Consider the following 26,152-nt stretch of genomic DNA (forward strand, 5'->3'; position numbering starts at 1 on the left):
TGAAATGCAAAAAGTTACACTAATTCCTGGTGATGGAATAGGACCAGAAATAACTCAAGTAGTTAAAGACATATTTGAATATATGAAAGTTCCTATACAATGGGAAGAAGTAGAAGCTGGTGAGCATGTTATAAAAGACTATGGAACACCGTTACCCGAGTATGTAATAGCATCAATAAAGAGGAATAAAATAGCGTTAAAAGGTCCTATAACTACTCCCGTTGCTAAAGGGTTTAGAAGTGTCAATGTAACTTTGAGAGAACAATTGAATTTATTTGCCAATTTAAGACCAATCAAGAGTTTAAAAGCCATAAATTCAAAATTTGAAAATGTTGATTTAATTATTGTAAGAGAAAATACTGAAGACTTGTACAAAGGTATTGAATATAAGATTGAAGATATAGCAACTTCTATTCGTATTATAACAAGAAAAGCAAGTGAAAAGATAGGATGGTTTACTTTTAATTATGCTAAAAAAAATAATAGAAAAAAGGTTACCGCTGTTCATAAAGCAAATATTTTAAAATTGGGTGACGGATTATTTTTGGATGCTATTAGAAATATATCAAAAGAATTTTCAGATATAGAATATGAAGAAAAAATTGTTGATAATATGAGCATGCAGTTAGTTATGAACCCAGAAAAATATGATGTAATTGTTGCACCAAATCTATTTGGAGATATTCTGTCTGATCTTGCTGCCGGATTGATAGGTGGTTTAGGTCTTGCACCAGGAGCTAACATTGGAGATGATGTAGCTGTATTTGAAGCTGTTCATGGAAGTGCACCGGATATTGCAAATCAAGGTATTGCAAATCCAATAGCAATACTAAGGTCGTCTATAATGTTGTTAGATTATTTAAATTTAAGTGATTATGCAAAACAATTAGAATCAGCAATTGAAAAATCGTTATTTGATAAAAATGTTCTTACACCAGATTTAAACGGGAATGGTAACACTCTAACATTAAAAAACAAAATAATTTCTTTTTTAAGTTAATTGGTTGTGATTAAATTGAAGAAAACATACGATAGAATTGTTGTAAAGATAGGGAGTAGTTCTCTCAGTTCAACTAAGGGTATAGATGAAAATAAAATTAGAAAAGTTGTAGAACAAATTTCGTTAATTAAGAGTATGGGTAAAGAAATAGTTTTAGTTTCATCCGGCGCAATTGTTACAGGAATGGCAGAACTTAACTATAAGAGCAAACCTTACTCACTTGCTGAAAAACAGGCATGTGCTGCAGTTGGACAAGGTATTCTAATATCTATTTATAATAACATTTTTAGGGAAAATAATTTAAAAACAGCTCAAGTTTTACTAACTGCAGAAGATTTTTCAAATAGACAAAGATATATGAATGCTTATAATACAATAAAAACTCTTTTAGATTTAGATGTAATTCCTATAGTTAACGAAAACGATACTGTTGCTACAGCTGAAATAAAATTTGGAGATAACGATATGCTTTCAGCTCAAGTAGCTGGTCTTATAGAAGCCGACTTGCTTATAATTCTTTCTGATGTTGAAGGACTTTTAAAAGATGTGAATAAAAGTTCTTCAGTTATAAACAAAGTGGAAGAAATTACTCCAGAAGTAGAGTTTATAGCTAATGGTAAAAGCGGGAAATTAGGTACAGGAGGAATGAGTTCAAAAATCAGAGCAGCAAAAATTTCTATTTATTCCGGTATTCCTGCTGTAATAGCGCCAAGTTATAAGGAAAGCGTTATATTAAAAGCTCTGGAAAGCATTGAAAAAGAAAAGTATGATGTAGGAACAACATTTTTAGCAAAAGAGAACAATTTAAGCAAAAGAAAAAGATGGATTTATTATAGTTTAAAGTCAAAGGGAGAAATAAAAATAGATCCAGGAGCAGAAAAAGCTTTAATTAGCGGAAAAAGTCTGCTTGCTGTTGGAATCAAAGAAATACTTGGGAAATTTAACATTGGAGACTTAGTAAAGATTGTAAATGAGAATGGAGAAGTTATAGCTAAAGGACTCGTAAATTATTCTTCTCAAGAACTTAGATTAATGATTAGAAATAAGATGCTTATAAATGAAAGTTTAGGCCCAGAAGAAGTTATACACCGAAACAATATGGTATTAGAAGAAAAAATGTATCCTTAATTTAATAAAAACAAATCAAAAGCTGCTTACATATGACATGTAAGCAGCTTTTGATTGGAGGCAACGGAGGGATTTGAACCCTCGAATAGCGATTTTGCAGACCGCCGCCTTAGGCCCCTTGGCTACGTTGCCTTGTGTTAAGAGGTAATTTGGCGGGGACGACGGGACTCGAACCCGCGGCCACCGGTGTGACAGACCGGCATGATAACCAGCTTCACCACGTCCCCTTTTCAATCATAGATATTTTATCAAAAAAAGATTATTTTGTCCAGTCAGATTATTCTTTTTGTACTTTGTTTTCGTCGTTAGCTTCTGGTTCTGGTTGTGCGCTTTCCGGAACATCATTTTCTGATTCTGCAATCTCTTCATCTTCTTTTGTAAACTCTTCAATTTTAATTTTGTCTTTTATAAATTTTGCTACTTTTTTTCTTAATTCTTCCCAAGCAATTTCTTCCAATATTTGAGGATTAGAAGAGATTATTTCTCGAGTATTTGCATAAGATAAACCATAAACGTTTCCAAAATTCTTAATAGCTTGAGAAAGTTCTTCTTCAGTTACTGAAATATTGTTTTCCTTTGCAATTTTTTCTATGGTAACTATATCTTTTATCCAATTCAAAGCTGATTTTTTAACTTCTTCTCTCAATTTATTTTCATCGTTTCCAAGCTTTTCTAACTGTTCTTCGTATTTTCCTTTATTTTTAAGATCAGTTATATAGGAATCAAGGTAGTAATTTAAACTATCTTCAGATATATCTATTTCTACATATTGTGGGAGTTCTCCTAAAATGTAGTTTATGATAAAATCTTCTTGCCAAGATTTAACTGCTTCTTCTCCTTCTTTTTTTAGTTTTTCTTTCAAAGCACTTAAAGTTTCAACCTCAATATTTAATTCTTTTACAAAATTATCGTTTAATTCAGGAAGTTTTCGTGTATATATTTGCTCAACCCTTACTTTTTGAGTCAATTTTCTTCCTTCGTCTTCTTTTGTTATTTCAAACTCTTCTTTGTTGTTTTTTCCAATTATTGCTTTTACTAAAGGTCTTTCGTCATTTTCTCTTATGGTAAGTTCTGTTTCTTCATCTTTTGAAAGTATTTCACCATTTTCATCTATTAAATCATAAACAATTCTTACATAATCACCGTCTTTTGCAGGAGAATCTTTGGGCTCTAATATTGCATTACTGTTTAAAAGCTCATCCAATCTATTTTGAATGTAATCTTCTACTATTTCTTTTGAAGAGGGTACTCTAACTACCATGTTTTCGTAATTTATATTTTTTATTTCTGGATATGTGTGTATTAAAATTTCAAACTCTATATGGTCATCTTCTTGAGCTTTAGATTCAATTATTATAGGGAACAATAGTTTTTCTTCTTCACTTATTTTATGTCTTAATTCATGTTCCGCTTCCTCCATCAGCAATTCATTAAAACTCTCTCCAAATCGTAATTTAATAATTTCCTTCGGCACTTTCCCTTTTCGAAAACCTTCGAAAGTATAACTGTTATTTATCTCTCTTACCAATTTGTCTTCAATTTTAGTAATTTCATCTTTAAAAAATTTAACTAAATATTTTTTTACGTTTTTATCTTGATAAAGTAAAGTTTTCTCCATTGCCTGTCCTCCTCACATAATGTTCAATTCACCTTATATTTAAAATCCTTAAGTATTATACAATTTATGAGAGAGTATTTTGTTAATTTTAGGTCAATTTTTATTTTTTATCTGTAAAATATTTTTTGTAACTGAATTTTTATTAATAGCAAAAAAAATAGAACAATAGTATAATAGAATATAAATAAAATAGAAGCTATTGTATTGGAGTCTTTTGATTGAATTAGTAAAAATTTTTATGAGGTGAATATTTTGATAGGAAACATTATTATCAAGGATCTAAAAATTCTTTATGGGAAACAAGAAGATATTTATTCTTATATAGAAGAAAGATTAGATAATGAAAAATTGTGGATAGTTACTTTGAATGCTTTAATGTATATGGAGTATTTAAAAGAAAATAATTATACAAAAGCTTTGAAAAAAGCAAGTTTTTCTATTCCAGATGGGGTCGGAATAGTGAAAATGCTAAAAAAGAAAAATATAGAGACTGAAAGATGCCCAGGAATAGATACAATGAAATTTTTATTTAAGTTGTCTCAAGAAAAAAATTATAATATTTTTTTATTAGGTTCTAAAGATGATATCGTTCAAAAGGCTTCAGATAATATTAAGAAAAATTTTTATGTTCAAATTGTTGGTACTAATGATGGTTATTTCAATTTTGGAAAAGAAGAAGAAGAAATTGTAAAAAAAATAAACGATGCTAAAACCGACTTACTTTTTGTTGGTATGGGAATACCTAAACAAGAAATATTCATTTATAGAAATTATGACAAATTAAACGTCAAACTTTTAATGGGAGTGGGGGGGAGTTTTGATGTTTTATCAGGTGAAATAAAAAGAGCTCCTTCTTTTTTTCAAAAGTTTGGATTAGAGTGGTTTTATAGAATGATCGAAGAACCCCATAGATTTAAAAAATTGCCACAACTATTAAAGTTTTATTATAAAATTTTTCTAAATAAATTTGAATAAAATATTTATCAAATAATCTCAATATTTAATCGTGACATATCAGATAATACATTTATATAACAAGTAGAAATAGCTTCTGAAAAGTTATTAGAAACATATGTTCCATCGTCTCTTTTTATCATGTTTTCAAAGTTTTTAAAATTTATGTCTCCAATATGGTTTAATACCAAGCCTACCTTTTTTGGCAAAGTAATATTGATAGATGAAATTTCAGAATTAATTTCTACATTAGAGTTTTCTTTTTCTGAAGGTATCAAGGTGATTTTTGAAGCAGTTACTTTTAAGTTAACTTCTTTTATTTTAATTTCTCTGAAATCTAAAAAAGCATCAGAAACATTTAAATTAGCTTTATAAGAAAAATTAACTTCTTCATTTAAATAGAAAGTAATTTTTGCACGTTGAGGAACTTTCACATTTGAAACTTTTAATTTATTAGAAATTTTCAATGAGTGCAAATCTAATTGTTTTTTAAAAGAAAATATGTTTTTATCGACAATTGCTTTCATTTTTAAAGAGGAATTTATGTTGGATGAATCCAAGGTAAGATTAGTCCAATCTGCTTGAGTTATTATTTCTATCTCCTCAGGGGAAGAACTATGAGGTAACTCAAATTCTATTATTTCGTTTTTAGACTTTTGATGAGACTTTTTTTTAACAAAAAACATATCCAAACCCAAAGCGATAAGATAAGAAGCTATCAATAATAAAAACAACTGCCAGAAGTTTAGGTTTGTCGGGAAAAGATTAAAAAGATCTAAAAGTAGTATTATACCAAATATTAAACTACCTAAATATTCTGTACTTCTTTCTCTAAAAAAATTTAATCCAAAGGTTAAAAACAACACAGAGAAAAAGAGTTGGAATAGATTAAATCCTGTAAAGATATCTGTAAATATTACAGAAACAAAAATTAACAATCCAATTGTTAATAACATTATTCTTCCTGTCATATCTCATAATCCCCTTTCTTTTAAAAATTTTTCCCCTTCTTCATTCGAATATCCTAATTCTTTCAAAAGTTCTAAAGCAAAAATTCTTGAAATTTTTCCTTCTTTCAAAAGTTCTAAAATCTTTTTTTCTTCTAAGGTTAATAGATCATCTCCATAAAAACTTTGTTGTAAATTGCTTTCTTTATTAAGAATATGTTCCTCTTTTTCATTTAATTCTTTGGCTTTAATAGTTAAATCTCCACTGACTAAATCTATTTTTAATAATCGTTGTGAAGATTCTTCTGTAGAATTTTTAATAGTTACTATGTCTAAATTTGATTTTAGTGAAGATGCGAACCGATTAGTATTTCCGTATAAAAATATTTTTTCTTTTCCAAGAATGTTCAAATAAATATCGCTTGATATACCCTTAATTTCGCAATTAAAATCTTTTAATAAATAGTCAATGTCGATATCTCCGCTGATAGCATGTATCTTTACATTTTTTACCTTAGAATCCTTTATTGAAATATCACCTGAAGTAAAGTTTGCCTCTAAATTTTCTATAATTGAATTAAGTATTAATACATCACCACTTGCTAAATCAAATTTTATATTATAAAGTTTTGCATTATTAACTTTGAAATCTCCAGAAGCACTTTTAAAGGTAGTTTCTTCTACTTGTGAACTTTGTAAGTTTAGATCAACATCTCCGGCTTTTGTATTTATGTAAAGTTCTTTCAAATTTTTACTTTTGGTTTTACCATCAATATTAATATCCCCGGCAATTGTTTTTATCGACAAATTTTGAATATTTGTATCATCAAAATTAATGTCTATATCGGCTGAATTTATGTCTAAGGAAATATCCGTTACCTCTTCATTAACGAATAAGTCAATTTTGGCTGTATGGGAAGATTGGGAAAATAAAAAAAATTTTGAAAAAAAAACACCTTTCTCATATTTAATATCGATGTATGTTTTTTCATTTATTTGATCTTTTGAAGTTTTAATTTCGATATCTTCATTTTGATACATTAGATAAGAAGACGGTGCGTACTTAATAACGACATTTCCATGAAAATCTTTGGCGCATAAAATAATGGACTTTGTATTTTTTAAATCAATCATAGGCATTTTTAACTCTCCCTCCTACTTTTTATATTTTTTTAGGATTTCTTTAGCTTCTTCAGGTGTTATATCCCCTTTTTCAATTTTTTCTAATATTTCAAGTGTTTTTTCTCTATTATCAACTTCTTCGGATTCGTATCCTAAAGCAATTGCAACTTCTTCCAATCTTGCTTTTGCAGTCGGATATGAAATTCCTAATTCTTTTTGAAGTTCTGACAAGTTACCACGAGTCTTTATAAAAGTTTTTAAAAAAATTAATTGTTGATCTGTTAAACGTGCGAAATCCTCTAATTCGAAATTCCCAGTTATTTCTGTACCACATTCTTCACATTGATATTTTATAACTTTTAAATTGCCACCACAAACAGGGCATTTTGCTAAACGATACTTAGGCATAAATTTTCCCCCTCAGAAAGTTCTAAGATATAAAAATTATATAATAAAAAATTAAAAAAGTCAATATATAAATTAAAATTTTCAAAAAAATAAAGTATAAAGATTTAAAAAAATTAAAACTATCCATATTTTTTTTACATCTAAATCAAATAAATTTTTTTTCTAATAATTGTTTAAAATTGATATAATCAATGATATAATATGAAAAGTCTTGATTAATTTAGTAGGGGCAGTGACTTTAGGAATAAGGAATTTTATAGAAATAAGGTTTTAATTTTAGTTGGGTTTAGGGCAGAGTTCTTTTTCTTCTTATTCGATAAAAATACCGAAGAAGTTAAAAAAAATAGTCGCTTGGTTAAAATTAGAATAGTAGAGATATTTTTGAAAAAGCTAAAATTTTAAACATTGATAAAATTAAGTTTCAGAGTTTCTAAAGTGATTAAATTAAAATTGTAAGGGGGTTTGCTATGGCAATAGATACACCATCTTGGTTGAAAAACGCAATGATTTACGAAATTTTTGTAAGAAATTATTCTAATGCGGGAACTTTTAATGATGTTTATAACGATATTGAAAGAATAAAAACATTAGGTACGGATATTTTATGGTTTATGCCTTTCTATCCCACTGGTAAAGTTGGGCGCAAAGGTACGCATGGAAGTCCATACTCGATAAGAGATTATGAAGAAATTTCTAATGAAGTAGGAAATAAAGAACAATTTAAAAGATTAATAGACAAGGCACATCAGAACGATTTAAAAATTATGATTGATATTGTATTTAATCATACATCTATGGATTCTAAATTAATTAACACTCATCCTGAATGGTTTTTTAGAGATAGCAACGGTAATTTTATAAGAAAAGTTAATGATTGGACTGATGTATACGATTTAGATTATACCAATATGGATTTATGGGATTATTTATTTGAAGTATTGGAAAATTGGGTAAGTTTAGGTGTTGATGGTTTTAGATGTGATGTTGCTTCGTTGGTTCCTCTTGAATTTTGGAAGTTAGCCCGAGAAAAGATAAATCAAAAAAAGGAAGTAATTTGGCTTGCAGAAACTTTAGACCTTCATTTTTTAAAGTCCCTTAGAGATATGGGATACTATATATATTGTGATTCGGAAATTTATCAAGCGTTTGATTTGACTTATGATTATGATGGATACGATTATTTAAGAGCGTATTTTCGAGGAGAAAAGTCTTTGGAATATTATTTAAATCAGATTTATTTACAAGAAACTATGCTTCCAAATGGTTCTTTAAAAATGAGGTTTTTAGAAAATCATGATAATCCTCGTATAGCAAGTGTTTTAAATGGAAAAGATAAGATTAAAAATTGGACAGCGTTTTACATGTTATTACCAGGGTCAAATCTTATATATGCAGGTCAAGAATTAATGATTGAAAAACTTCCCAATCTTTTTGAGAAAGATCCTATAAAATGGGACAAGGGAGACTATGAATTTTTAAGTTTTTTTAAAAAAATTATTAGTTTATCTAAGGATATTAAATCAAAATGCAGTATTTTTAATATTGAAGAGATTTCAAAAGGAATTGTAAAAATTGAATGGAGTGGCTATGATTCTGAATATATTGCAATTTTGAATTTGGAAGATAGGTATGGAGAAATTCCGGTTGATTTTAATTTGTATGCCACAGATCTTTTAACAAACGAGATTTTTTCAATAGATAAGATTTTCAAAATTAGGAAGTTACCTTTAATTTTTAAAATAAAGTAAAAGAGCTCGATTGAATTGAGACGTAGAACTTTTGAAGTGCAAATATACTTAGAAATATGGAGGCATTGTAATGGGAATTTTTGAAAAGTTTAAAAATGGTTTAAGTAAAACTCGAGAAACGATTTTTAAAAACATAAAAACAATCTTTTCAGGAAAAAGTTTAACAGAAGAGGATCTTGAAGAATTAGAAGAAATATTGATTATGTCTGATATGGGAGTGGAAGTTGCAAATTCGATATTACAGGAGTTAAAAGAACGATATCATCAACATAATTCGACGTCAGATGATCCTCTTCTATTATTGAGAGATATTTTGGTGGAGAATTTAGATAAAGGTAATGTAGAAATGAATTTTGATAAAAAACCATATGTTATATTATTAGTAGGAGTTAACGGGAGTGGTAAAACTACAACAGCTGCCAAATTAGCAAAAATGTATATTGATCACGGTAAAGAGGTTGTTTTAGTGGCTGCAGACACTTTCAGAGCCGCGGCCATAGAACAAATAAAAGAATGGGGAAAAAGATTAAACGCTACGGTTATTGCTCATCAAAAGGGATCTGATGCAGCGTCAGTTGTTTATGATGCTATTAATCATGCAAAATCAAAAAATAAAGATGTAATAATAGTAGATACTGCTGGCAGATTACATACTAAAAGTAATTTAATGGAAGAATTGAAAAAAATAAAAAGAATAATTCAAAAGGAAATTGAAGGCGCTCCCAATGAGACTTTGCTTGTTTTAGACGGTACAACGGGTCAAAACGGGATATCTCAAGCCAAATCATTTATGCAAGCAATAGATATCACAGGGATTATTATTACAAAGTTAGATGGAACTGCTAAAGGAGGGATAGCATTTGCAATAAATCATGAATTAAAAATTCCTATAAAGTTAGTTGGATTGGGTGAAAAAGAAGATGATTTACAAATTTTTGATCCTTTATCATATTGTAACGCTTTATTAGGGATAGGAGAATAAAAAAATGAAAGAGTTTATAAGAGATTTTGTTACATGCCCTATTTGTAAGAAAGAATTTTCTTATGATTCAGTTGTTTCAACGGCGATAAAAGTAAGCGCTTATGATTTGGACTTAAAACCTGAATATCGCGGAATAAATGTTTCTTTATATAACATTATAACGTGTCCAGAATGTTGTTTTACCTTTCAGGAAAAAGATAGAGATATAATTATTGATTATTTGGATGAAGAAAAAATTTTAAAAATCAAGAAATTTTTAGATTATATCAAAAAGATGGATATAGGAGAAATTGATAATACTTCAAAAAAATCTTTGCAATTTTATAAAAATCAACTTTTAATAGCTGCAGAAATATATTCGATTTTAAACCTCCCTATTGAAGTATCTAAAATTTTGATAAAATTGTCTTGGTATTATAGAGAAAATGACGAAACTGAAAAAGAATTAGGAATATTATATTATTGTGGAAAGATTTTAGAGAAAGAATTTCAAAACGCAGAAAAAGAGGATGATTATATTTTTTGTTTGTTTTACTTGGGATATATAAATTATAGATTCAAAAGAAAAAATGAAGCAGCAAAATTTCTCGATACATTATTGCAAAAGTATAAAGATTCAACTAATCCTTATATAAAGGCTGCAAAATTTTTAAGGGGTGAGATAGTTTGAAAAAAATTAGTTTTTTCTTAATTATTTTAACTTTGATTTTTTTATTTTCAAGTTGTACTATTTTTCAACCCGCTCAGGGTAACAACAATTTACCAAGTCAAAACGCTGAGATAGAAGCTTTAAAAAGGCAATTATCGAATATCGAAACACGATTAATTCAAATGGAAACAGAAATTAACACATTATCGGATAAAATTTATCAAAATTCAATAAATTATAGTTATGATTATATTATGGTGAAATCTTTAAAAGAACAATATGATTATCTTCAACAAAGAGTAGTTACTTTAGAAGATTATTTATATGAAGGCAGAAGTTATGAAGATATAGATAAGTTACTTGATTTAGATAAAAGAGTATCTATCTTAGAAAGTTCTAAAAAAAATGATTCGTCTATAAACAATCTTAATGTTTCAACGATAGAATCAGATCAATTAGAAGTAAGAATAATGAGTTTAGAAAATGAAATAAAAGAAATTCAAAACTTTATAAATAATGGTTCAAAAAGCGATCAAAAAGTTTTATTAGACAATATCAATTCATTAAATGAAAGAGTGAACGTTCTTGAACAAAGTTATAAAAATTCTGAGTTTTATTTTTTGCAAAACGGTAATTTAAAAGAACTGATTCAAAAAGAGGTTGAAGATTTTGATATAGAAAAATACGTTGAAAGCATTGTAGAATATAAAGCAGAAGAGACTATTTCAAAATTTTATTATAAAACTCAAAGTGAAGATATAAAGAATGTAAAAAGTTTGGAAACAAAAATAGATGTTATAGAAAAGCAGTTGAATCAATTAAATTATGAGGTTCAAAAAATTTCTACTCAGCCACCAAATTCACTGAATGAAAGGTATTTGGGACAGATTCAAGATTTAGAATTAAAGATTAATTCTCTTTATTCCTCAATTGGAGAAGCAGAAATAAATTCGATACTTGGTAATAATGGAGAAATAAGATATATCGTTAAATCCGGTGACACTTTAATAAGTATATCAAATGCCTTCAATTTGGGAAACAAGGGTGTTCAAATTATTATGCAGGCTAATAATTTGACAAGCACTAATATAAGAGTTGGTCAGGAATTAGTTATACCGGTAAGTAATCTGGAAAATTATATTAAGTGGCCATTTGAGAAAACATTGCCAAACCAATACGATAAAATTGTTATAAGATTTGGTGAAAGAAATGGAAGCGGTATATCAAGTGGAATAGGTGTAATGACTCAAAGCGAACAAATATTTTCTATATTGCCGGGAAGGGTTATAGAAACAGGGAAATTAAATAATGGTAATTTTTATATTAAAATAGATCATGGTAATTCTATCATTTCGGTTATGAGTAATATTAGCACATTAAGTGTTTCAAGTAATAAGTGGATTGATTCGACAACAGTTATAGGTTCTGCGAAAAATGGTGATGTTGTTACTTTAGAAATATGGAAAAATGGGGAACCAAAAGATCCTTTAAAACTCTTTTATAAAGAAGTAGGGGAATTCAGAGCTACATATTATACGGAATGGGACGATAAAATTGTTTACTCTCCAACTTTTAGATTGACAAAATCCGGAGATAAGCCTATTTCGTATAAAACTATAGCAGCTGACCCAAGTGTGTTGCCTTTGGGTTCTATTGTTTATATTCCAGAATTGGCACATTTGCCTAATGATGGTTTTTTTGTAGTTAATGATACGGGAGGTCAAATAAAGGGAAATAAAATTGACATTTATGTAAATGATGTAAGATTAGCTAACCAAACCGAAGAAAAATTGACTGTATATTTAGTTGGACAGAATTCATGAATCTTTTCAGCTTTAAAGAAATGGATGGATTGTCATAAAAAGGAGGAATTAATATGGCTCTTACTGTAAAAAGTAGTTACGCATTAAGAGCATTATTTGAATTAGCAATAATGACAAAAGAAGAGGGAAGAGACAAAGTAACGATATCTGAACTATCAGAAAGACAAAATATACCTAAAGATTTTCTTGAAAAAATTTTTAGTGAATTGCGAGATGCCGGTATATTGAAGTCAATACGCGGAAAATTTGGAGGATATGTATTGCTAAAAGAACCGGATAAGTTAAGATTAAGCGAAATAGTTGGCATATTGGATAAACCCTTGCAATCTTATGATTGTGTTAACGGTGAGTGTAGGTTAGAAATTGATTGTGCTGTAGAATTTGTATGGAAGAGGGTCCATAATTCGATGATGTTAGAATTGGATAAAATGACTTTACAAGATATTATTGAATATGGTACAAAATTGGCAAATGTAAAGAAAGCAAAAATGTCTGAAGATCTTTTAGAGGCGGAAATTGATGGGAAGTAAAAAAGTAGTAATGTTGATGAGTGGAGGAGTAGATAGTTCAGTTACAGCATATTTATTGAAAAAAGAAGGATTTGAGGTATATGGTGTACATTTTAAAACAGTTTCCGATGTTATTTTTTCTCTAATACCAGAGAAAAAAAAGATTTGTTGTAGTCCTTCTGATACTTTAGATGCCAAAAAAGTAGCTGAAAAACTTAAATTAGATGATTTTCAAGTTATTGATATTAAAGATGAATTTAAAGAAAAAATTATTGAATATTTTATTAATACTTATAAGTCTGGTGAAACACCTAATCCTTGTGTTTTATGTAATAGATTTTTTAAGTTTGGTGAAGCAATGAAAATAGTTAAAAAAATGAATGCGGACTTTTTGGCAAGTGGGCATTATGTTGTTAAAGAATATTCAAAAAAATATAATTCGTATGTTTTGAAAAAAGGCGTAGATGAATATAAAGATCAATCTTATTTTTTATCTTATATTGATAAAGATATTTTACCTTATTTGTATTTTCCATTGGGTATTATGTACAAAACTGAAATTAGAGCACTCGCTAAAGAACTTGAATTAAGCGTGGCTGAAAAGGAAGATAGTCAAGAGTTATGTTTTATTCCAGATAACGATTATCGAAGATTTTTGAAAGATAACGGTTTAGAAATTTCTAAAGGGAAAGTGTTAGATTTGCAAGGGAACGAAATAGGTGAACATAGTGGGTATGTTAATTATACAATAGGTCAGAGGTCGGGAATTACTTATTATAAAAATCAAAGTGAAAAACTTCATGTTTACAGGATTGTTCCAGAAAAAAATATATTGATAGTAGCTCCAACTAAAATGTTGTATTCGGATAGATTAATTGCTAAAAAAGTAAATTTTTTTGTAGACGTTAAAGAAACGGAATGCTTTTGTAGAGTGAGAAAGAAAAATGAAGAAAAACCTGCATTTGTTAAAAAAAGTGGGCAAGATATATTAGAATTAACATTTAGAGAGCCGATTTTTAGCGTAACTCCAGGGCAATTCGCAACAATATACGATGACGAGGGAATTATTTTGGCATCGGGAATAATTTCTGAGAGTTAATTCTGGAGGCTAATAATTATGGGAAAAAAGATAGCAGCATATCCCGGAAGTTTTGATCCTATAACTTATGGACATGTAAATATTGTAAAAAGAACAGCAGAAAGGTTTAATAAGCTTTATGTAATAGTTATGAATAATCCAAATAAGGAATATTTGTTTAGCCTTTCGGAAAGGTTAGAAATGGTTAAAACCGATTTGAAAGGCATAAAAAATGTTGTTGTAGATACTTTTGATGGGTTATTAGTAGACTATTTAAAGAGACATCGTATATTTAATTTAATTAGAGGATTAAGGGCGGTAAGCGATTTTGAATATGAATTACAAATGGCAAATGCAAATAGATCACTTTTTCCTGAATTGGAAATATTTTTTTTGATGGCTGATACAGACTTTTCATTTATATCTTCTTCAATGATTAAAGAGATAGCTAACTATGAAGGAGATATTAGTAAGTGGGTTTCAAAGAACGTTGAAATTAAATTAAAAGAAAAGTTGTCAAAATAGTTTTATAAAATTAAACTTTTTTTATTGTAAAAAATAGGTGGATATGTTAAAATAGTTTGGCTATCATTTGTGGACAAATTTTTAATCGTTAATTTAATAAAAATAAACAACTTTAGGAGGTATGTTTGATGGATGTATCAATAGAAAAGATAAAAGATCTTAGAGCCTCAACAGGAGCAGGAATGCTTGATTGTAAAAATGCTTTACAAGAGGCTGATGGGGATATAGACAAAGCTATAGAAATTTTAAGAAAAAAGGGTGCAATTAAAGCTGCTAAAAAAGCAGGAAGAGTAACAACAGAAGGTATAGTATATTCATATATTCATCATAATGAAAAGGTCGGTGTTCTGTTATTATTAGGATGTGAAACGGATTTTGTTGCAAGGACTGAAGAATTTCATGATCTTGCAAAAAAGATTACTCTTCAGATCGCTTCTATGAATCCCAAATGGATTTCTAAAGAAGATGTACCAGAAGAAGTTATAAATAAGGAAAAAGAGATTTATTTTGAAGAAATGAAGAACTCTAATAAGCCACAAAATGTAATAGATAAAATTGTTGAAAATAAATTAGAGAAATTTTATTCTGAAAATTGTTTGCTTGAGCAAGAATATGTCTTTGGGAATGGAGAAAAGATTAAAGATTTGATAAGTGCTATGATTGCTAAAGTTGGTGAAAATATTACAGTTGACAAATTTACAAGATACGCAATTGGAGAATAATTTATAGAAAGGGTGGATATTTCCGCCCTTTTTTAACGCATGTTATAAATATAGGTGATATTGCAGAGTCATCTCTTTCTGTTTGAATAAAAGTACCGAATATGTTAAAGAATTTCATATTTATTCCGGTAAAAATTGTGTGTTTGAGGAGGACAATATGTACAAAAGAGTATTGTTAAAATTAAGCGGGGAAATTCTCTCAGGTGAAGGGAAAAAAGGTTTTGATGAAAAAAATTCACAATATTTTACTCAAGAAATAAAAAAAATTAGAGATATTGATATAAATGTAGGAATTGTGATAGGTGCAGGTAACTTTTTTCGAGGTAAAGAATTGAAAGATTTCAAAATTCAAATAGCAGATCAATTGGGTATGCTGGGAACCGTTATAAATTCGATTTTTCTTAAAAATGTTTTAGAAAAAAACGGTTTAAAAAGTGTAGTTTTTTCAAAGATTGTTGATTTGCCGTCGGTTATGCCTTTACGTTACGATCTTGTCGAAGATTACATTTCTTCAGGACATATCGTAATATTTGCTGGTGGCACATCTAATCCTCTTTTTACTACCGATACTGCTGCTGCTTTAAGAGCAATAGAGATGGATGCGGAAGTTTTGATTAAAGCCACAAAAGTTGATGGAATATACAATAAAGATCCAAAAATTTTTTCAGATGTTGTGAAGTACGATAGAATTACTTATGAACAAGCTATTTCTGAACAGCTAAAAGTTATGGATACTGAATCTTTCTCAATATGTGAAAGAAATAATTTGCCTATAATAATTCTCAATTTTTTTGAAGAAGATAGCTTATTAAAAGCAGTAAAAGGAGAAAAGGTTGGAACATTGGTTTGCGATAAATAATAAAAATTATATGTGCTTCAGAAATGAAGATTTTCCGAAAATAAGTTTTTGGATTTATAAGGTTTTTATAATTTCTAAAGTGAGTATAAAAAATTAAATCAGGAGGTGTTTTATTAATGGAAAAATTTTACGATGAAATAGTTAGTGTAAAAGCAAGAGAAGTTTTAGATTCAAGGGGCAATCCAACTGTAGAAGCCGAAGTAACTTTGTCTACAGGAGCAACTGCTTCCTCAATAGTTCCTTCAGGTGCTTCTACAGGAAAATTTGAAGCTTTAGAACTAAGAGATGGGAAAAAAGACTATTTTTTAGGGAAAGGTGTAACAAAAGCAGTTAAAAATGTAAATGAAATAATAGAAAAAGAAATAGTAGGGTTGAATGCTTTTGATCAAGTAAAAGTTGACAAGACGCTTTTAAATTTAGACGGTACAGAAAATAAAGAGAAGTTAGGTGCAAACGCTATTTTAGCTGTTTCAATGGCAGTTGCGAGAGCAGCTGCGAATTCCTTAGGACTTCCACTTTACAAATATTTAGGTGGAGTAAATGCCAAAGTTCTACCAGTTCCTATGATGAATATCATAAATGGAGGGCAACACGCTGACAATAATTTAGACATACAGGAATTTATGATCATGCCTGCAGGCTTTAACTCCTTTAAAGATGCTTTAAGAGCAGGTGCTGAAATTTTTCATAATTTGAAAAATATTTTAAAAAAAGAAGGTCACATTACTGCAGTAGGGGATGAAGGTGGGTTTGCTCCTAACTTGAAATCAAATGAAGAAGCAATAAAATATATCATAAGAGCTATAGAAGCTGCAGGATACAAACCTGGGGTACAAGTGTTTATAGCTATGGATGCAGCTGCATCAGAATTCTATAATGAAGAAACAAAAAAATATTCTATTGATGGAAAAGAAATGAGTTCTTTAGAGCTCTCAGATTATTATATTTCATTAATCGATAAATACCCAATAAAATCAATAGAAGACCCATTTGACCAAGAAGATTGGGAAGCTTACGCTAATTTTACTTCAAGAGTTAGAGATAAGGTTCAAGTTGTTGGAGATGATCTTTATGTAACTAATGTAAAAAGGTTGCAGAAAGGCATAGAATTAAAAGCAAGTAATTCAATTTTAATTAAGTTAAATCAAATTGGGACGGTTACAGAAACATTAGATGCTATTGAATTAGCATTTAAAAATAATATGACAGCTGTAGTTTCTCATAGATCGGGGGAAAGCGAAGATACTTTTATAGCTGATTTAGTTGTAGCAACAAATGCTGGTTTTATAAAGACTGGATCGTTATCTAGAACAGATAGAATTGCAAAATATAATCAATTATTAAGAATAGAAGAAGAATTAGGTGAAACTTCTCAATACAGAGGAGTAAAAGCTTTTTATTCAATAGGTAAATAGAAAATACTTTTTTTATTATAAGAAGGCTACTCAGTTGATGAGTAGCCTTCTACTTTATTATATTTACTCACTTTAGAAACTTTAAAATTCAATTTTTAGGAAAAGATAAGCCGTGCCTTGAACCCTATGTATCAATAACAATATAATACTTGAACGAAATAGATTTTATCATATCACTTTCTAAAACAAACTAATTCTTTTTACTTTATACTCTTTAAACTCTAAAGATTCAATTAATTGCTTTACATTTAAACTAAAAAACTCTCGATTGTTTTCAGCATCAAAATCTATATAGATTTCATTTCTATAAGAAAATATAACAAATTCAACGACACCAAAATTTTTAGTTAACATTAAAAGATCTATTTTATGACTAACGTCTGATTGAAATTTAGAAAAATCTTTTTCATATTGTCTTTCAATCATTGAAAAAATAGGAATTCCAAACAATAAAGTAAGAATCATAGGAGTTTTTTGTTCCATGGACAAATTTTGTAATTCTAAATAGGAATTTAAAAGCTTATTAGTAATCTTTTCATTTTCATAAGATTTCGTCTTTTCAAAAGTTAAATCTGTAAGTTCTTTGAACAACTCGTTAGATTCTTTATTTTTTTTATACAGATTAGAGGATTCGTCTATAACTTTTTGATCATTAAAGACTTTTTCGATTATTCTACTAAGTTTATCTGAAATTTCGATAGGCGAAGGAACAGATACGGACGAATTTTTAAAAGATCTTAGAAAAATTTCAAGTAATTTTTTAATAAAAGTATTTAAAGAAATTACCTCTTTATTATTATTAAAAGGCACAGAGCTATTTTCTAAATTTTTATTTAGAGCATGTACAAACTCTGCAATCCAAGTTGAAACTTTAATTTTTAGATTTTCGCTACCTTGCTTAGAGTTTATTTCGATGAAGTTTGATGTTATGTTAGAAGAAAATTTAATATTAATTTTCAAACTTTCTTGTGAAAATTCTCCTAAATATTTAGTTTGAATTATTTTTTTTGAATCTGGAACAACGTCCATGAATTTAATCACAATAGGAGTTCCAGTTTGAAATTTCTTTTGACTCATATTTTCTAAAAATACAAATGAATCATTTATTTTTACTATAAGTACATTGCCTTTTGAAAAAATCACTTCTCCCATCGATTCTACAATATTATTCAATTTTATGGATGAAGCAAATTGAGTATTATTTTTATTGACAACTAAGTTTAAAATATTGTTTATCATATAAAGACCTACTTTTCATCGTTATTATTGTCTTCATTGAATAAACCCAAATCTACTGATTTCTTAATACTTTTGTACCTCTTTATCTTAGAGATTACTAATTTTTCTGATGTAACTGTTTTTTCCTTCATCATAATATATCTAACGTTAACAGGAGAAGTAAAATACCAACTACTCGAACTTGAAGAATATTCTGGTAAATTCACTTTGAATTTTGTACCAATAACTGCGTGAGATTCAATTTTTTCAATTGCATTAATTTTTTTAAAATAAGTAATAGCATTTTGGGATCTTCCTATACTAATATTTAAGTTTGAAGCAATTTCACGAACACTCGTATAAGTTATCGTATGATCGTAACCTACACCGTAACTTAAGTTATATAAATATAAATATACTTTTGCAAATGATGACGGGGTTAATTGTAGAATATACATTAAAACTTTTTCAGGAATTTGCAAAAAAGGTCTTACAGGCCTATATTCATAAAGTGGAATATTGGTATCTTTTCGATTACTCATTATTAACGTACTCCCATTCATCTTTAGATATTGTTTCGCCATTTTCTAATTTGTAATCTATTAATCTGTAATTTTGGTCAAAAGTTGCGAATAAATGTATCTTGTTAAAACATTTTGATCCAATATATTCTTTATCTATAATATACCCACCATTATCGTAATCGGTAATAAAATCGTATCCTTTTCTAAGATAACTTCTGAATTTTTCTCCACACTTTGAACACTTAAAGTATATAATCAAAGTGTTTTTATCTTCATAAAAAATTTTTTTTCGATTATTTTTATTTTCTGATTTCTTTTTCTTTCCAAATAAATTAAACATATTTTTTCCTCCTATATTTTTAATTTATACTCACTTTAGAAATTCCAAAACTTAAGTTTTGTCAATATTTTAGTTTTAAATTTTTTCAAAAATACCTCCATAGCTTTAATCTTTACTAATTCTTAATTCTTTTAACTTTTTCGGTACTTGTACCGAGAGAGGGAAGGGGGCTCCGCCCTGGACCCATTTTAAATTCAAAAGCTTATTTTAAAAAAAAATTCATTTCTAAAGTTCCTATTTTAATTTTTTGTTCGATTTATGAATCCTGAAACTTCCTTTTACACTTATGATTATTATACCACAATTTAATTCTAAGCCATATATCTTCTTTAATACTTGAACGAATTTGTTTTATCATAACAAAAAAAACACTACACAAAAACAAAGTATGATAAAATAATATAAAGTAATCAAATAATAGCAAACTATAAGAAGGTGCATTATGAAAGAAATTTATTTATCTAAAAAAGAAACAAAGTTTAAAACACATAAAGGATATCCTATGTTGGGGATAAAATTAGAGGAAAACGGTGCGAATTTTGGTTTATTTACAAGAAACGGTCTATCTGTTTCTATTGAAATATATGAAAATTATTATGACGATAAACCAATTTTTAGTTATGTTCTTGATAAAAAAAATAATAAAACAGGAGATATATGGCATGTTTTTATAGAAGATATTCACCAAGGAATGTGCTACGGTTGGCGTGTTGATGGTCCGTATAAACCAGAAGAAGGATACAGATTCAATAAACATAAACTATTGTTAGATCCTTACGCTAAAATTTTTTCTGGGAAATTAAATTTTTCAGATGAATGTATATATGGATATAATAAAACAAGTCCTGAAAAAGATTTAAGTTTTAATGCATTAGATTCGGCAAAATCAGGTTTTAAATCTACAATTTGGGATACTTTTAATTATAATTGGGAAGAAGATGAACACCCAAGATATCCTTTGAATGATTTAATAATTTATGAAATGCACATTAGACTATTTACTATGAGTACAAATTCCCAAGTAGAACATAGAGGAACTTATAAAGGTTTAATAGAAAAAATTGATTATCTAAAAGAATTAGGTATCAATGCAGTAGAGCTTATGCCGATTTTTGCATTTGATATGGAGGATAATCCAAATATTAATCCAATAACTGGAGAAAAATTGAAAAATGTGTGGGGATACAATCCTATAAGTTTTTTTGCCACAACAAGCAATTACAGATATGGCTTAAAAGTTGGAGATGAAGTCATTCAATTTCAAGATCTTGTAAAAAATCTTCATAAAAATAAAATTGAAGTAATTTTAGACGTTGTATACAATCACACAGCCGAAGGAAATGAATTAGGTCCAACATTGAATTTCAGAGGACTGGAAAACTCTGTTTATTATTTACTTAAAAACGATAACAAAAGATATTATGAAAATTTTTCAGGAACTGGAAATACAATAAACTCTGGACACTACGTTGTAAAACAAATGATTTTAGATAGTCTAAGATTTTGGGTTTCAGAAATGCATGTTGACGGTTTTAGGTTTGATTTAGCTTCAATATTAGGAAGAGATTTTAAAGGTAATTGGGTAGGTGATCTATCTTTATTAAAAGATATTGCAGATGATCCTCTTTTAGCTGGAACCCATCTTATTGCGGAAGGTTGGGATGCTGCTGGAGGATACTACGTTGGAGATTTTCCTACGGGATGGGCCGAATGGAATGGTAAATTTAGAGATACTGTAAGAAAATTTGTAAGAGGAGATGAAGGAACTGTTGCAGACCTGGCTACAAGAATTGCGGGAAGTCCCGATCTTTTTGAAAAAAGAGGAAGAAAACCATATCATAGTGTAAATTTTATAACTTCCCATGATGGATTTACGATGTGGGATTTAGTTTCATACAATAATAAGCACAACGAAGCTAACGGTGAAAACAACCAAGACGGAACAAACGCTAACTATAGTTATAATTACGGAATTGAAGGAGAAACTGATGATGAAAAAATAATAAGGCTGAGAAAAAAACAGATTAAGAATTTTATCACGATTTTGATGGTTTCTCAAGGGCTCCCTATGATCCTTATGGGTGATGAATTTTGTAGAACTCAGTTTGGTAACAATAACGCATATTGTCAGGACAATTACATTTCATGGGTTGATTGGTCAAGGAAAGAAAAATTTAAAGATGTTTTTGAATTTACTAAAAATATGATCGAATTTAGAAAAAAACATTGTGCTTTTAGACGAGATAGATTTTTTACTGGTAAAGACATTAATGGAAATGGAATACCAGACATTACTTGGCATGGAGTAAAACCTTTTAAACCTGATTTTGGATATTATTCAAAAAGTCTTGCTTTTATGATTAGTGGAGAAGATATAATAACTGGTTGTGATGAAAAAGATAATGATATTTATGTCGCCTTAAATGCTTTTGTAGGAGAGTTAACTTTTGAAATTCCAAAATTGCCTAATAGAAAAAGATGGTATAGAGTTGTTGACACTTCAAAAGATTTCCCTGATGACTTTTTAAGCGAGCCAATAATTTTAGAAAATAATCACTACCAAGTTTCTTCAAGGAGTTCTATAATTTTAATCAGCAAATAGCTCGTAATTGGTCGTGAAAACCAAGAGATGCCTATATAGGAGTCCTACATGTACGAGATTGAATCGACTTTGAATTAGGAACTTTAGAAATGAAGATTTTCTAAAAATAAGCATTTGAATTTAAAACGGGTCCAGGGCGGAGCCCTCCCCTCTCTTTCACTACACGTAGCGAAAAAGTTAAAAAAATTCAGAATTAGTAAGGATTAGAACTGAGGAGGTATTTTGTAAAAAAATTAATTCTAAAACATATATATAATAAGGATTTTGAAATTTCTAAAGTAATTAATAATTTATACAAAGGAGGATTCCTAAAATGCGTGATTATCTAAAAATATATAAAAGTTGGCTTGAAAATCCTTATATAGATGAAGTAGCAAAAGCTGAACTTAAAATGATTTCAAACAATGAAGAAGAAATTAAAGATAGATTTTATAAAGATCTTGAATTTGGAACGGCAGGTCTAAGAGGAAAGTTAGGAATAGGCACTAATAGAATGAATATTTATACTGTAGGAAGAACTACTCAAGCTTTAGCTGATTATATAAAAGGTTTTGGGAAAGAAAGGATGAAAATGGGAGTAACAATAGCCTACGACGTAAGACATTTTTCGAGAGATTTTGCAAAAGAAGCAGCTTTAATTCTTTCAGCCAACGATATTATTACATATTTATTCGAAGATATAAGACCAACACCTGTTTTATCTTTTGCTGTTAGATTTTTAAAATGTACATCCGGTATAGTTATAACTGCAAGTCATAATCCTAAAGATTATAATGGCTATAAGGTTTATTGGGATCAAGGTTCTCAAATATTAGATGATGTAGCAAACGGAATCGTTGAAAAAATCGAAAAAATTGGATACGATTTCGGGAAAATTAAAAAAATTTCTGAAGAAGAAGCTTTAAGAAAAGGCCTTTTAAAGTATATTGGAAAAGAAGTAGACGAAGAATATATAAAAAGAGTAGAAAGCTTGGCTTTAAGAGATAAAGAAATTGATAAGAATATAAATATTGTTTATACTCCTTTAAATGGTACTGGAAATTACTTTGTTAGGAAAGTACTAAAAGATAGGGAATTTAAAAATGTTTTTGTTGTTAAAGAACAAGAATATCCTGATCCAGATTTTAAAAGTGTAGCTAACCCCAATCCTGAATATGAGATAGCTTTTGAATTAGCTAAAAAATTAGGAAAAGAAAAAAATGCTCATCTTCTAATAGCTAATGATCCTGATTGCGACAGAACAGCCATTGAAGTTTTAGATAATAATTTTGATTATAAGATGTTAAATGGTAATCAAGTAGGTGCTCTTTTAGTCAACTATATATTAGAAAGTAAGAAAGAAAAAGGTAAATTAGAAAAAAATTTAGCTATTATAAAATCGATAGTAACTGGAGATCTATCTACTCGCATAGCAAAAAAATATGATGTCAAAGTATTTGAAACGTTAACAGGTTTTAAAAATATTTGTGGGAAAGAAAACGAACTCGAAAAGCAAGGGAAATACAAATTTCTTTTTGGTTTTGAAGAAAGTATAGGATATGTTATGGGAACTTTTGTTCGAGATAAAGACGGTGTGATATCTGCAATGCTTATCTCTGAAATGGTGGCATATTATAAAACGTTTAATAAAAATCTTTTAGAGGTTCTTGAAGATATTTATAAGGAATTTGGATACGAATTAGAAAATAATTATTCTTTGATTTTAGAAGGAATAGCTGGACAAGAAAGAATTAATAGGATTATGGATTATTTTAGAAATAACTTTTTGAAAGATAACTTGAATACCTTTAATTTAAAAATTTCTAAATATGCTGACTATCTAAAAAGTGAAATTTATTATATAACGGAGGATAAAATTGAAAAAATTAATGACATTGCGTCTTCCAATGTATTGAGATATTGGCTTGAAGATGGTTCTTGGTTTGCAATCAGACCTTCCGGAACAGAACCTAAATTGAAAATATACATATATTCGTATGATAAAAATAAAAATAAATCTGAAGTAAAACTTGATTTGATAAAAAGCACTATAGATAATATAATTGATTCTATAAAATAAAATTTATTTCTTTTTTGGGGGATACACAATGGCTAAAAGTGGAGCTAACTTAAGTAATTACACTGATAATCGTGAAAAAATTGATGAATATATAGAGGAATTTTTATCCTATCTGAAATTTGTTAAAAGAAGATCTAATTCAACAATTAAAGAATACAATAAAATTTTAAACAACTATAAAAATTTTGTCGTTACATATGGGCTTAATAAAAATTGTTTTTTTAAATATTTAGAGTATATTTCAAACCTTTCTCAAAGAACTATTAAATTAAGAATAGTTGTACTTAGATCTTTTTTAAATTATCTTTACGAAAATGGTGAAATTTCTGGTAAAAAATATTGGAAAGATGCAAATGCTAATATACCAACAGATATTCCCAAAGGATTAACTGATGATCAAATAGAAATTTTTTTCAAAGTTATAGATAATGATTTTGACAAAACTTTTTTTTCATTGTTATTAAAAACAGGTTTAAGAATATCTGAAGCACTTTCTTTAAAAAAGGAAAATATAGTTTTCAACAAAACTTATGCTGAGATAATCGTAAAGGGAAAAGGAAGTAAAGAGAGAATTTTAAAAATATCAAAAGAATATGCGGAAGAATTGATTAATTTTTCAAACAATAAAAACTATTTATTTTCTAATGACCATGATATTCCTTATACTTCAAGAACCATGGAAAGAAGATTTAAAAAACATGTAATTAATGCTAATCAAGTAATTGAAACGTTAAAAAACAGTCAGGGGAAAAACGTAAATTTCATTAACGCTACTCCACATGCATTAAGACATACATGTGCTAAAAGACTTTTAGCTTCGGGCAAAAATTTGGAAGAAGTACGTTACATATTAGGGCATACAACAATTTCAACAACTGGAATATATGTAAGAGCTGATAAACATAGCTCACTTTTGGATAAAATATAAATTTTCATTTAATTTTAATGAAAATCTTTTATAATAATATAAGAAACTTAATATATAATTAAGTGGTTGTTTATTATTTAGGAATTTTAGAAATGAATATTTTCTAAAAATAAGCATTTGAATTTATAACGGGTCCAGGGCGGAGCCCTCCCCTGCATAGCTCCAAGTACCGGAAATGGTAAAGAATTTAAGAATTAGTAAGGACATTTACCTTTTAATAGGGACTTTAGAAATGATAATCTTCAGAAAATAAGATTTTGAATTTAAAGTGGGTCCAGGGCGGAGCCCTCTCCCCATTCCTTCGGTACAAGTACCGAAAAACTAAAGAATTTAAGAATTAGTAAGGGTTAGAAGTGGGGAGGTATTTTGTAAAAAAATCAACGCTAAAACATATACTTAATAAGAATTTTAAAATTTTTAAAGTGAGTATGTTTACCTTTTAAGAGAAGTAGGTGTATTAAAAATGAAAAAGATTATAACTATTTTTTTGATAGTAAGTTTTTTAACATTAGTATATGGTGATTGGAAATTTTCTTCGACCTTTATTTTTTCATCAACAAAGAATGATATAAAATATGAAATATTTATCATCGATTCTAAAAAAGATGATAAAGGCCCACCACCGTGGGCACCAGCTCATGGATATAGGGTAAAATATCAATACTATTATTATCCGAATTCACAAGTTTATTATGATAGCGATCGAGGACTCTATTTTTATTATTCTAACGAAAACTGGGAATTTTCAGTTTCTCTTCCATCTTTTATAAATTTAGATAAAGATATATCCGTTATTCTTGAAATGGATGCTGATAAACCTTACATTTATCACTCAGAAATTGTTAAAAGATATCCTCCAAAAGCAAAGAATAAATAAATTTTATAATCAAAGATAAAAATAGTTTTTATTTTTAATTTTTTGATGTAAAACGCGATATAGTAGTAACTATATTGCGTTTTTTATGTTTATTACTTTTAATAATTTCCTCTTTTT

General features: G+C 28.4%; 24 protein-coding genes and 2 tRNA genes. 17 read left to right on the forward strand and 9 right to left on the reverse strand.

Annotated elements, in window-relative coordinates:
- The first annotated feature begins 4 nt into the window (after window positions 1-4).
- Window positions 5-1,000 carry an isocitrate/isopropylmalate dehydrogenase family protein gene (locus X924_RS08405; protein WP_121958465.1) on the forward strand — a complete coding sequence of 332 codons (996 nt, stop codon included), beginning with the start codon at window positions 5-7 and terminating at the stop codon, window positions 998-1,000.
- A gap of 15 nt (window positions 1,001-1,015) precedes the next feature.
- Window positions 1,016-2,128, forward strand: a complete 1,113-nt coding sequence (gene proB / locus X924_RS08410) for a glutamate 5-kinase (RefSeq protein ID WP_121958466.1) — start codon at window positions 1,016-1,018, stop codon at window positions 2,126-2,128.
- Window positions 2,129-2,183: 55 nt separating this feature from the next.
- Here the strand turns inward: proB and X924_RS08415 are convergent.
- The 3 genes from X924_RS08415 to tig all read right to left on the reverse strand — a co-directional run bounded on the left by X924_RS08415 (window position 2,184) and on the right by tig (window position 3,746).
- Window positions 2,184-2,260, reverse strand: a tRNA-Cys gene (locus X924_RS08415).
- An 18-nt stretch (window positions 2,261-2,278) separates the two neighbouring features.
- Window positions 2,279-2,355, reverse strand: a tRNA-Asp gene (locus tag X924_RS08420).
- Window positions 2,356-2,405: 50 nt separating this feature from the next.
- Window positions 2,406-3,746, reverse strand: a complete 1,341-nt coding sequence (gene tig, locus X924_RS08425) for a trigger factor (RefSeq protein WP_121958467.1) — start codon at window positions 3,744-3,746, stop codon at window positions 2,406-2,408.
- 252 nt (window positions 3,747-3,998) lie between these two features.
- Between tig and X924_RS08430 the strand changes: the two genes are divergently transcribed.
- Window positions 3,999-4,721, forward strand: coding sequence for a WecB/TagA/CpsF family glycosyltransferase (locus X924_RS08430; RefSeq protein WP_121958468.1), 723 nt, complete (start codon window positions 3,999-4,001; stop codon window positions 4,719-4,721).
- Window positions 4,722-4,729: 8 nt separating this feature from the next.
- Here X924_RS08430 and X924_RS08435 read toward each other — a convergent pair whose 3' ends face one another.
- The 3 genes from X924_RS08435 to X924_RS08445 are packed head-to-tail and all read right to left on the reverse strand — an operon-like array spanning window position 4,730 to window position 7,177.
- Window positions 4,730-5,671 carry a hypothetical protein gene (locus X924_RS08435; protein ID WP_121958469.1) on the reverse strand — a complete coding sequence of 314 codons (942 nt, stop codon included), beginning with the start codon at window positions 5,669-5,671 and terminating at the stop codon, window positions 4,730-4,732.
- A gap of 3 nt (window positions 5,672-5,674) precedes the next feature.
- A complete protein-coding gene (locus X924_RS08440) occupies window positions 5,675-6,787 on the reverse strand; it encodes a DUF4097 family beta strand repeat-containing protein (RefSeq protein ID WP_121958470.1) in 1,113 nt (370 codons plus the stop codon).
- Between the two features lie 15 nt (window positions 6,788-6,802).
- A complete protein-coding gene (locus X924_RS08445; protein ID WP_121958471.1) occupies window positions 6,803-7,177 on the reverse strand; it encodes a DUF2089 domain-containing protein in 375 nt (124 codons plus the stop codon).
- A 467-nt stretch (window positions 7,178-7,644) separates the two neighbouring features.
- On the opposite strand from X924_RS08445, the gene X924_RS08450 reads away from it, so the two are divergent.
- From X924_RS08450 to eno, 10 genes are all read left to right on the forward strand, one after another.
- Entirely contained in the window at window positions 7,645-8,925 is a 1,281-nt protein-coding gene (locus tag X924_RS08450) for an alpha-amylase family glycosyl hydrolase (protein ID WP_121958472.1), read from the forward strand.
- A gap of 70 nt (window positions 8,926-8,995) precedes the next feature.
- Complete coding sequence (gene ftsY, locus X924_RS08455; protein WP_121958473.1) at window positions 8,996-9,907, forward strand: signal recognition particle-docking protein FtsY; 912 nt, start codon at window positions 8,996-8,998, stop codon at window positions 9,905-9,907.
- A gap of 4 nt (window positions 9,908-9,911) precedes the next feature.
- Entirely contained in the window at window positions 9,912-10,577 is a 666-nt protein-coding gene (locus X924_RS08460; RefSeq protein ID WP_121958474.1) for a DUF2225 domain-containing protein, read from the forward strand.
- The gene (locus X924_RS08465) at window positions 10,574-12,379 is read left to right on the forward strand and encodes a 3D domain-containing protein (protein WP_121958475.1); all 1,806 of its coding nucleotides are present in this window, start codon (window positions 10,574-10,576) and stop codon (window positions 12,377-12,379) included. The genes X924_RS08460 and X924_RS08465 overlap by 4 nt, the downstream gene beginning before the upstream one ends.
- 53 nt (window positions 12,380-12,432) lie before the next feature.
- Entirely contained in the window at window positions 12,433-12,909 is a 477-nt protein-coding gene (locus X924_RS08470) for an Rrf2 family transcriptional regulator (RefSeq protein WP_121958476.1), read from the forward strand.
- A complete protein-coding gene (gene mnmA / locus X924_RS08475) occupies window positions 12,899-13,987 on the forward strand; it encodes a tRNA 2-thiouridine(34) synthase MnmA (RefSeq protein WP_121958477.1) in 1,089 nt (362 codons plus the stop codon). Before X924_RS08470 ends, mnmA begins: the two co-directional genes overlap by 11 nt.
- A gap of 18 nt (window positions 13,988-14,005) precedes the next feature.
- Window positions 14,006-14,491: a pantetheine-phosphate adenylyltransferase gene (gene coaD / locus X924_RS08480; RefSeq protein ID WP_121958478.1), complete on the forward strand. Its 486-nt coding sequence runs from the start codon at window positions 14,006-14,008 to the stop codon at window positions 14,489-14,491.
- Window positions 14,492-14,619: 128 nt separating this feature from the next.
- Window positions 14,620-15,213, forward strand: coding sequence for a translation elongation factor Ts (gene tsf, locus X924_RS08485; RefSeq protein ID WP_121958479.1), 594 nt, complete (start codon window positions 14,620-14,622; stop codon window positions 15,211-15,213).
- Window positions 15,214-15,370: 157 nt separating this feature from the next.
- Complete coding sequence (gene pyrH / locus X924_RS08490; protein WP_121958480.1) at window positions 15,371-16,072, forward strand: UMP kinase; 702 nt, start codon at window positions 15,371-15,373, stop codon at window positions 16,070-16,072.
- Between the two features lie 116 nt (window positions 16,073-16,188).
- The gene (gene eno, locus X924_RS08495; RefSeq protein WP_121958481.1) at window positions 16,189-17,487 is read left to right on the forward strand and encodes a phosphopyruvate hydratase; all 1,299 of its coding nucleotides are present in this window, start codon (window positions 16,189-16,191) and stop codon (window positions 17,485-17,487) included.
- A 180-nt stretch (window positions 17,488-17,667) separates the two neighbouring features.
- Here eno and X924_RS08500 read toward each other — a convergent pair whose 3' ends face one another.
- Genes X924_RS08500 through X924_RS08510 form a run of 3 tightly spaced genes read right to left on the reverse strand, consistent with a single transcriptional unit; the run spans window position 17,668 to window position 19,569 of the window.
- Window positions 17,668-18,726, reverse strand: a complete 1,059-nt coding sequence (locus X924_RS08500; RefSeq protein ID WP_121958482.1) for a hypothetical protein — start codon at window positions 18,724-18,726, stop codon at window positions 17,668-17,670.
- Window positions 18,727-18,734: 8 nt separating this feature from the next.
- Window positions 18,735-19,247 carry a hypothetical protein gene (locus X924_RS08505; protein ID WP_121958483.1) on the reverse strand — a complete coding sequence of 171 codons (513 nt, stop codon included), beginning with the start codon at window positions 19,245-19,247 and terminating at the stop codon, window positions 18,735-18,737.
- The gene (locus tag X924_RS08510; RefSeq protein WP_121958484.1) at window positions 19,240-19,569 is read right to left on the reverse strand and encodes a hypothetical protein; all 330 of its coding nucleotides are present in this window, start codon (window positions 19,567-19,569) and stop codon (window positions 19,240-19,242) included. Before X924_RS08510 ends, X924_RS08505 begins: the two co-directional genes overlap by 8 nt.
- A 442-nt stretch (window positions 19,570-20,011) precedes the next feature.
- Between X924_RS08510 and glgX the strand changes: the two genes are divergently transcribed.
- From glgX to X924_RS08530, 4 genes are all read left to right on the forward strand, one after another.
- Window positions 20,012-22,171 (forward strand): glycogen debranching protein GlgX, encoded by a 2,160-nt coding sequence (gene glgX / locus X924_RS08515; protein WP_121958485.1) that lies wholly within the window; start codon window positions 20,012-20,014, stop codon window positions 22,169-22,171.
- Window positions 22,172-22,484: 313 nt separating this feature from the next.
- Complete coding sequence (locus tag X924_RS08520) at window positions 22,485-24,230, forward strand: phospho-sugar mutase (protein ID WP_121958486.1); 1,746 nt, start codon at window positions 22,485-22,487, stop codon at window positions 24,228-24,230.
- Between the two features lie 28 nt (window positions 24,231-24,258).
- Window positions 24,259-25,158 carry a tyrosine-type recombinase/integrase gene (locus X924_RS08525; RefSeq protein ID WP_121958487.1) on the forward strand — a complete coding sequence of 300 codons (900 nt, stop codon included), beginning with the start codon at window positions 24,259-24,261 and terminating at the stop codon, window positions 25,156-25,158.
- 463 nt (window positions 25,159-25,621) lie between these two features.
- Entirely contained in the window at window positions 25,622-26,035 is a 414-nt protein-coding gene (locus X924_RS08530) for a hypothetical protein (RefSeq protein ID WP_121958488.1), read from the forward strand.
- Window positions 26,036-26,152: the final 117 nt, after the last annotated feature.

It is taken from the genome of Petrotoga sp. 9PWA.NaAc.5.4, assembly GCF_002895485.1.
Taxonomy (GTDB): domain Bacteria; phylum Thermotogota; class Thermotogae; order Petrotogales; family Petrotogaceae; genus AZRK01.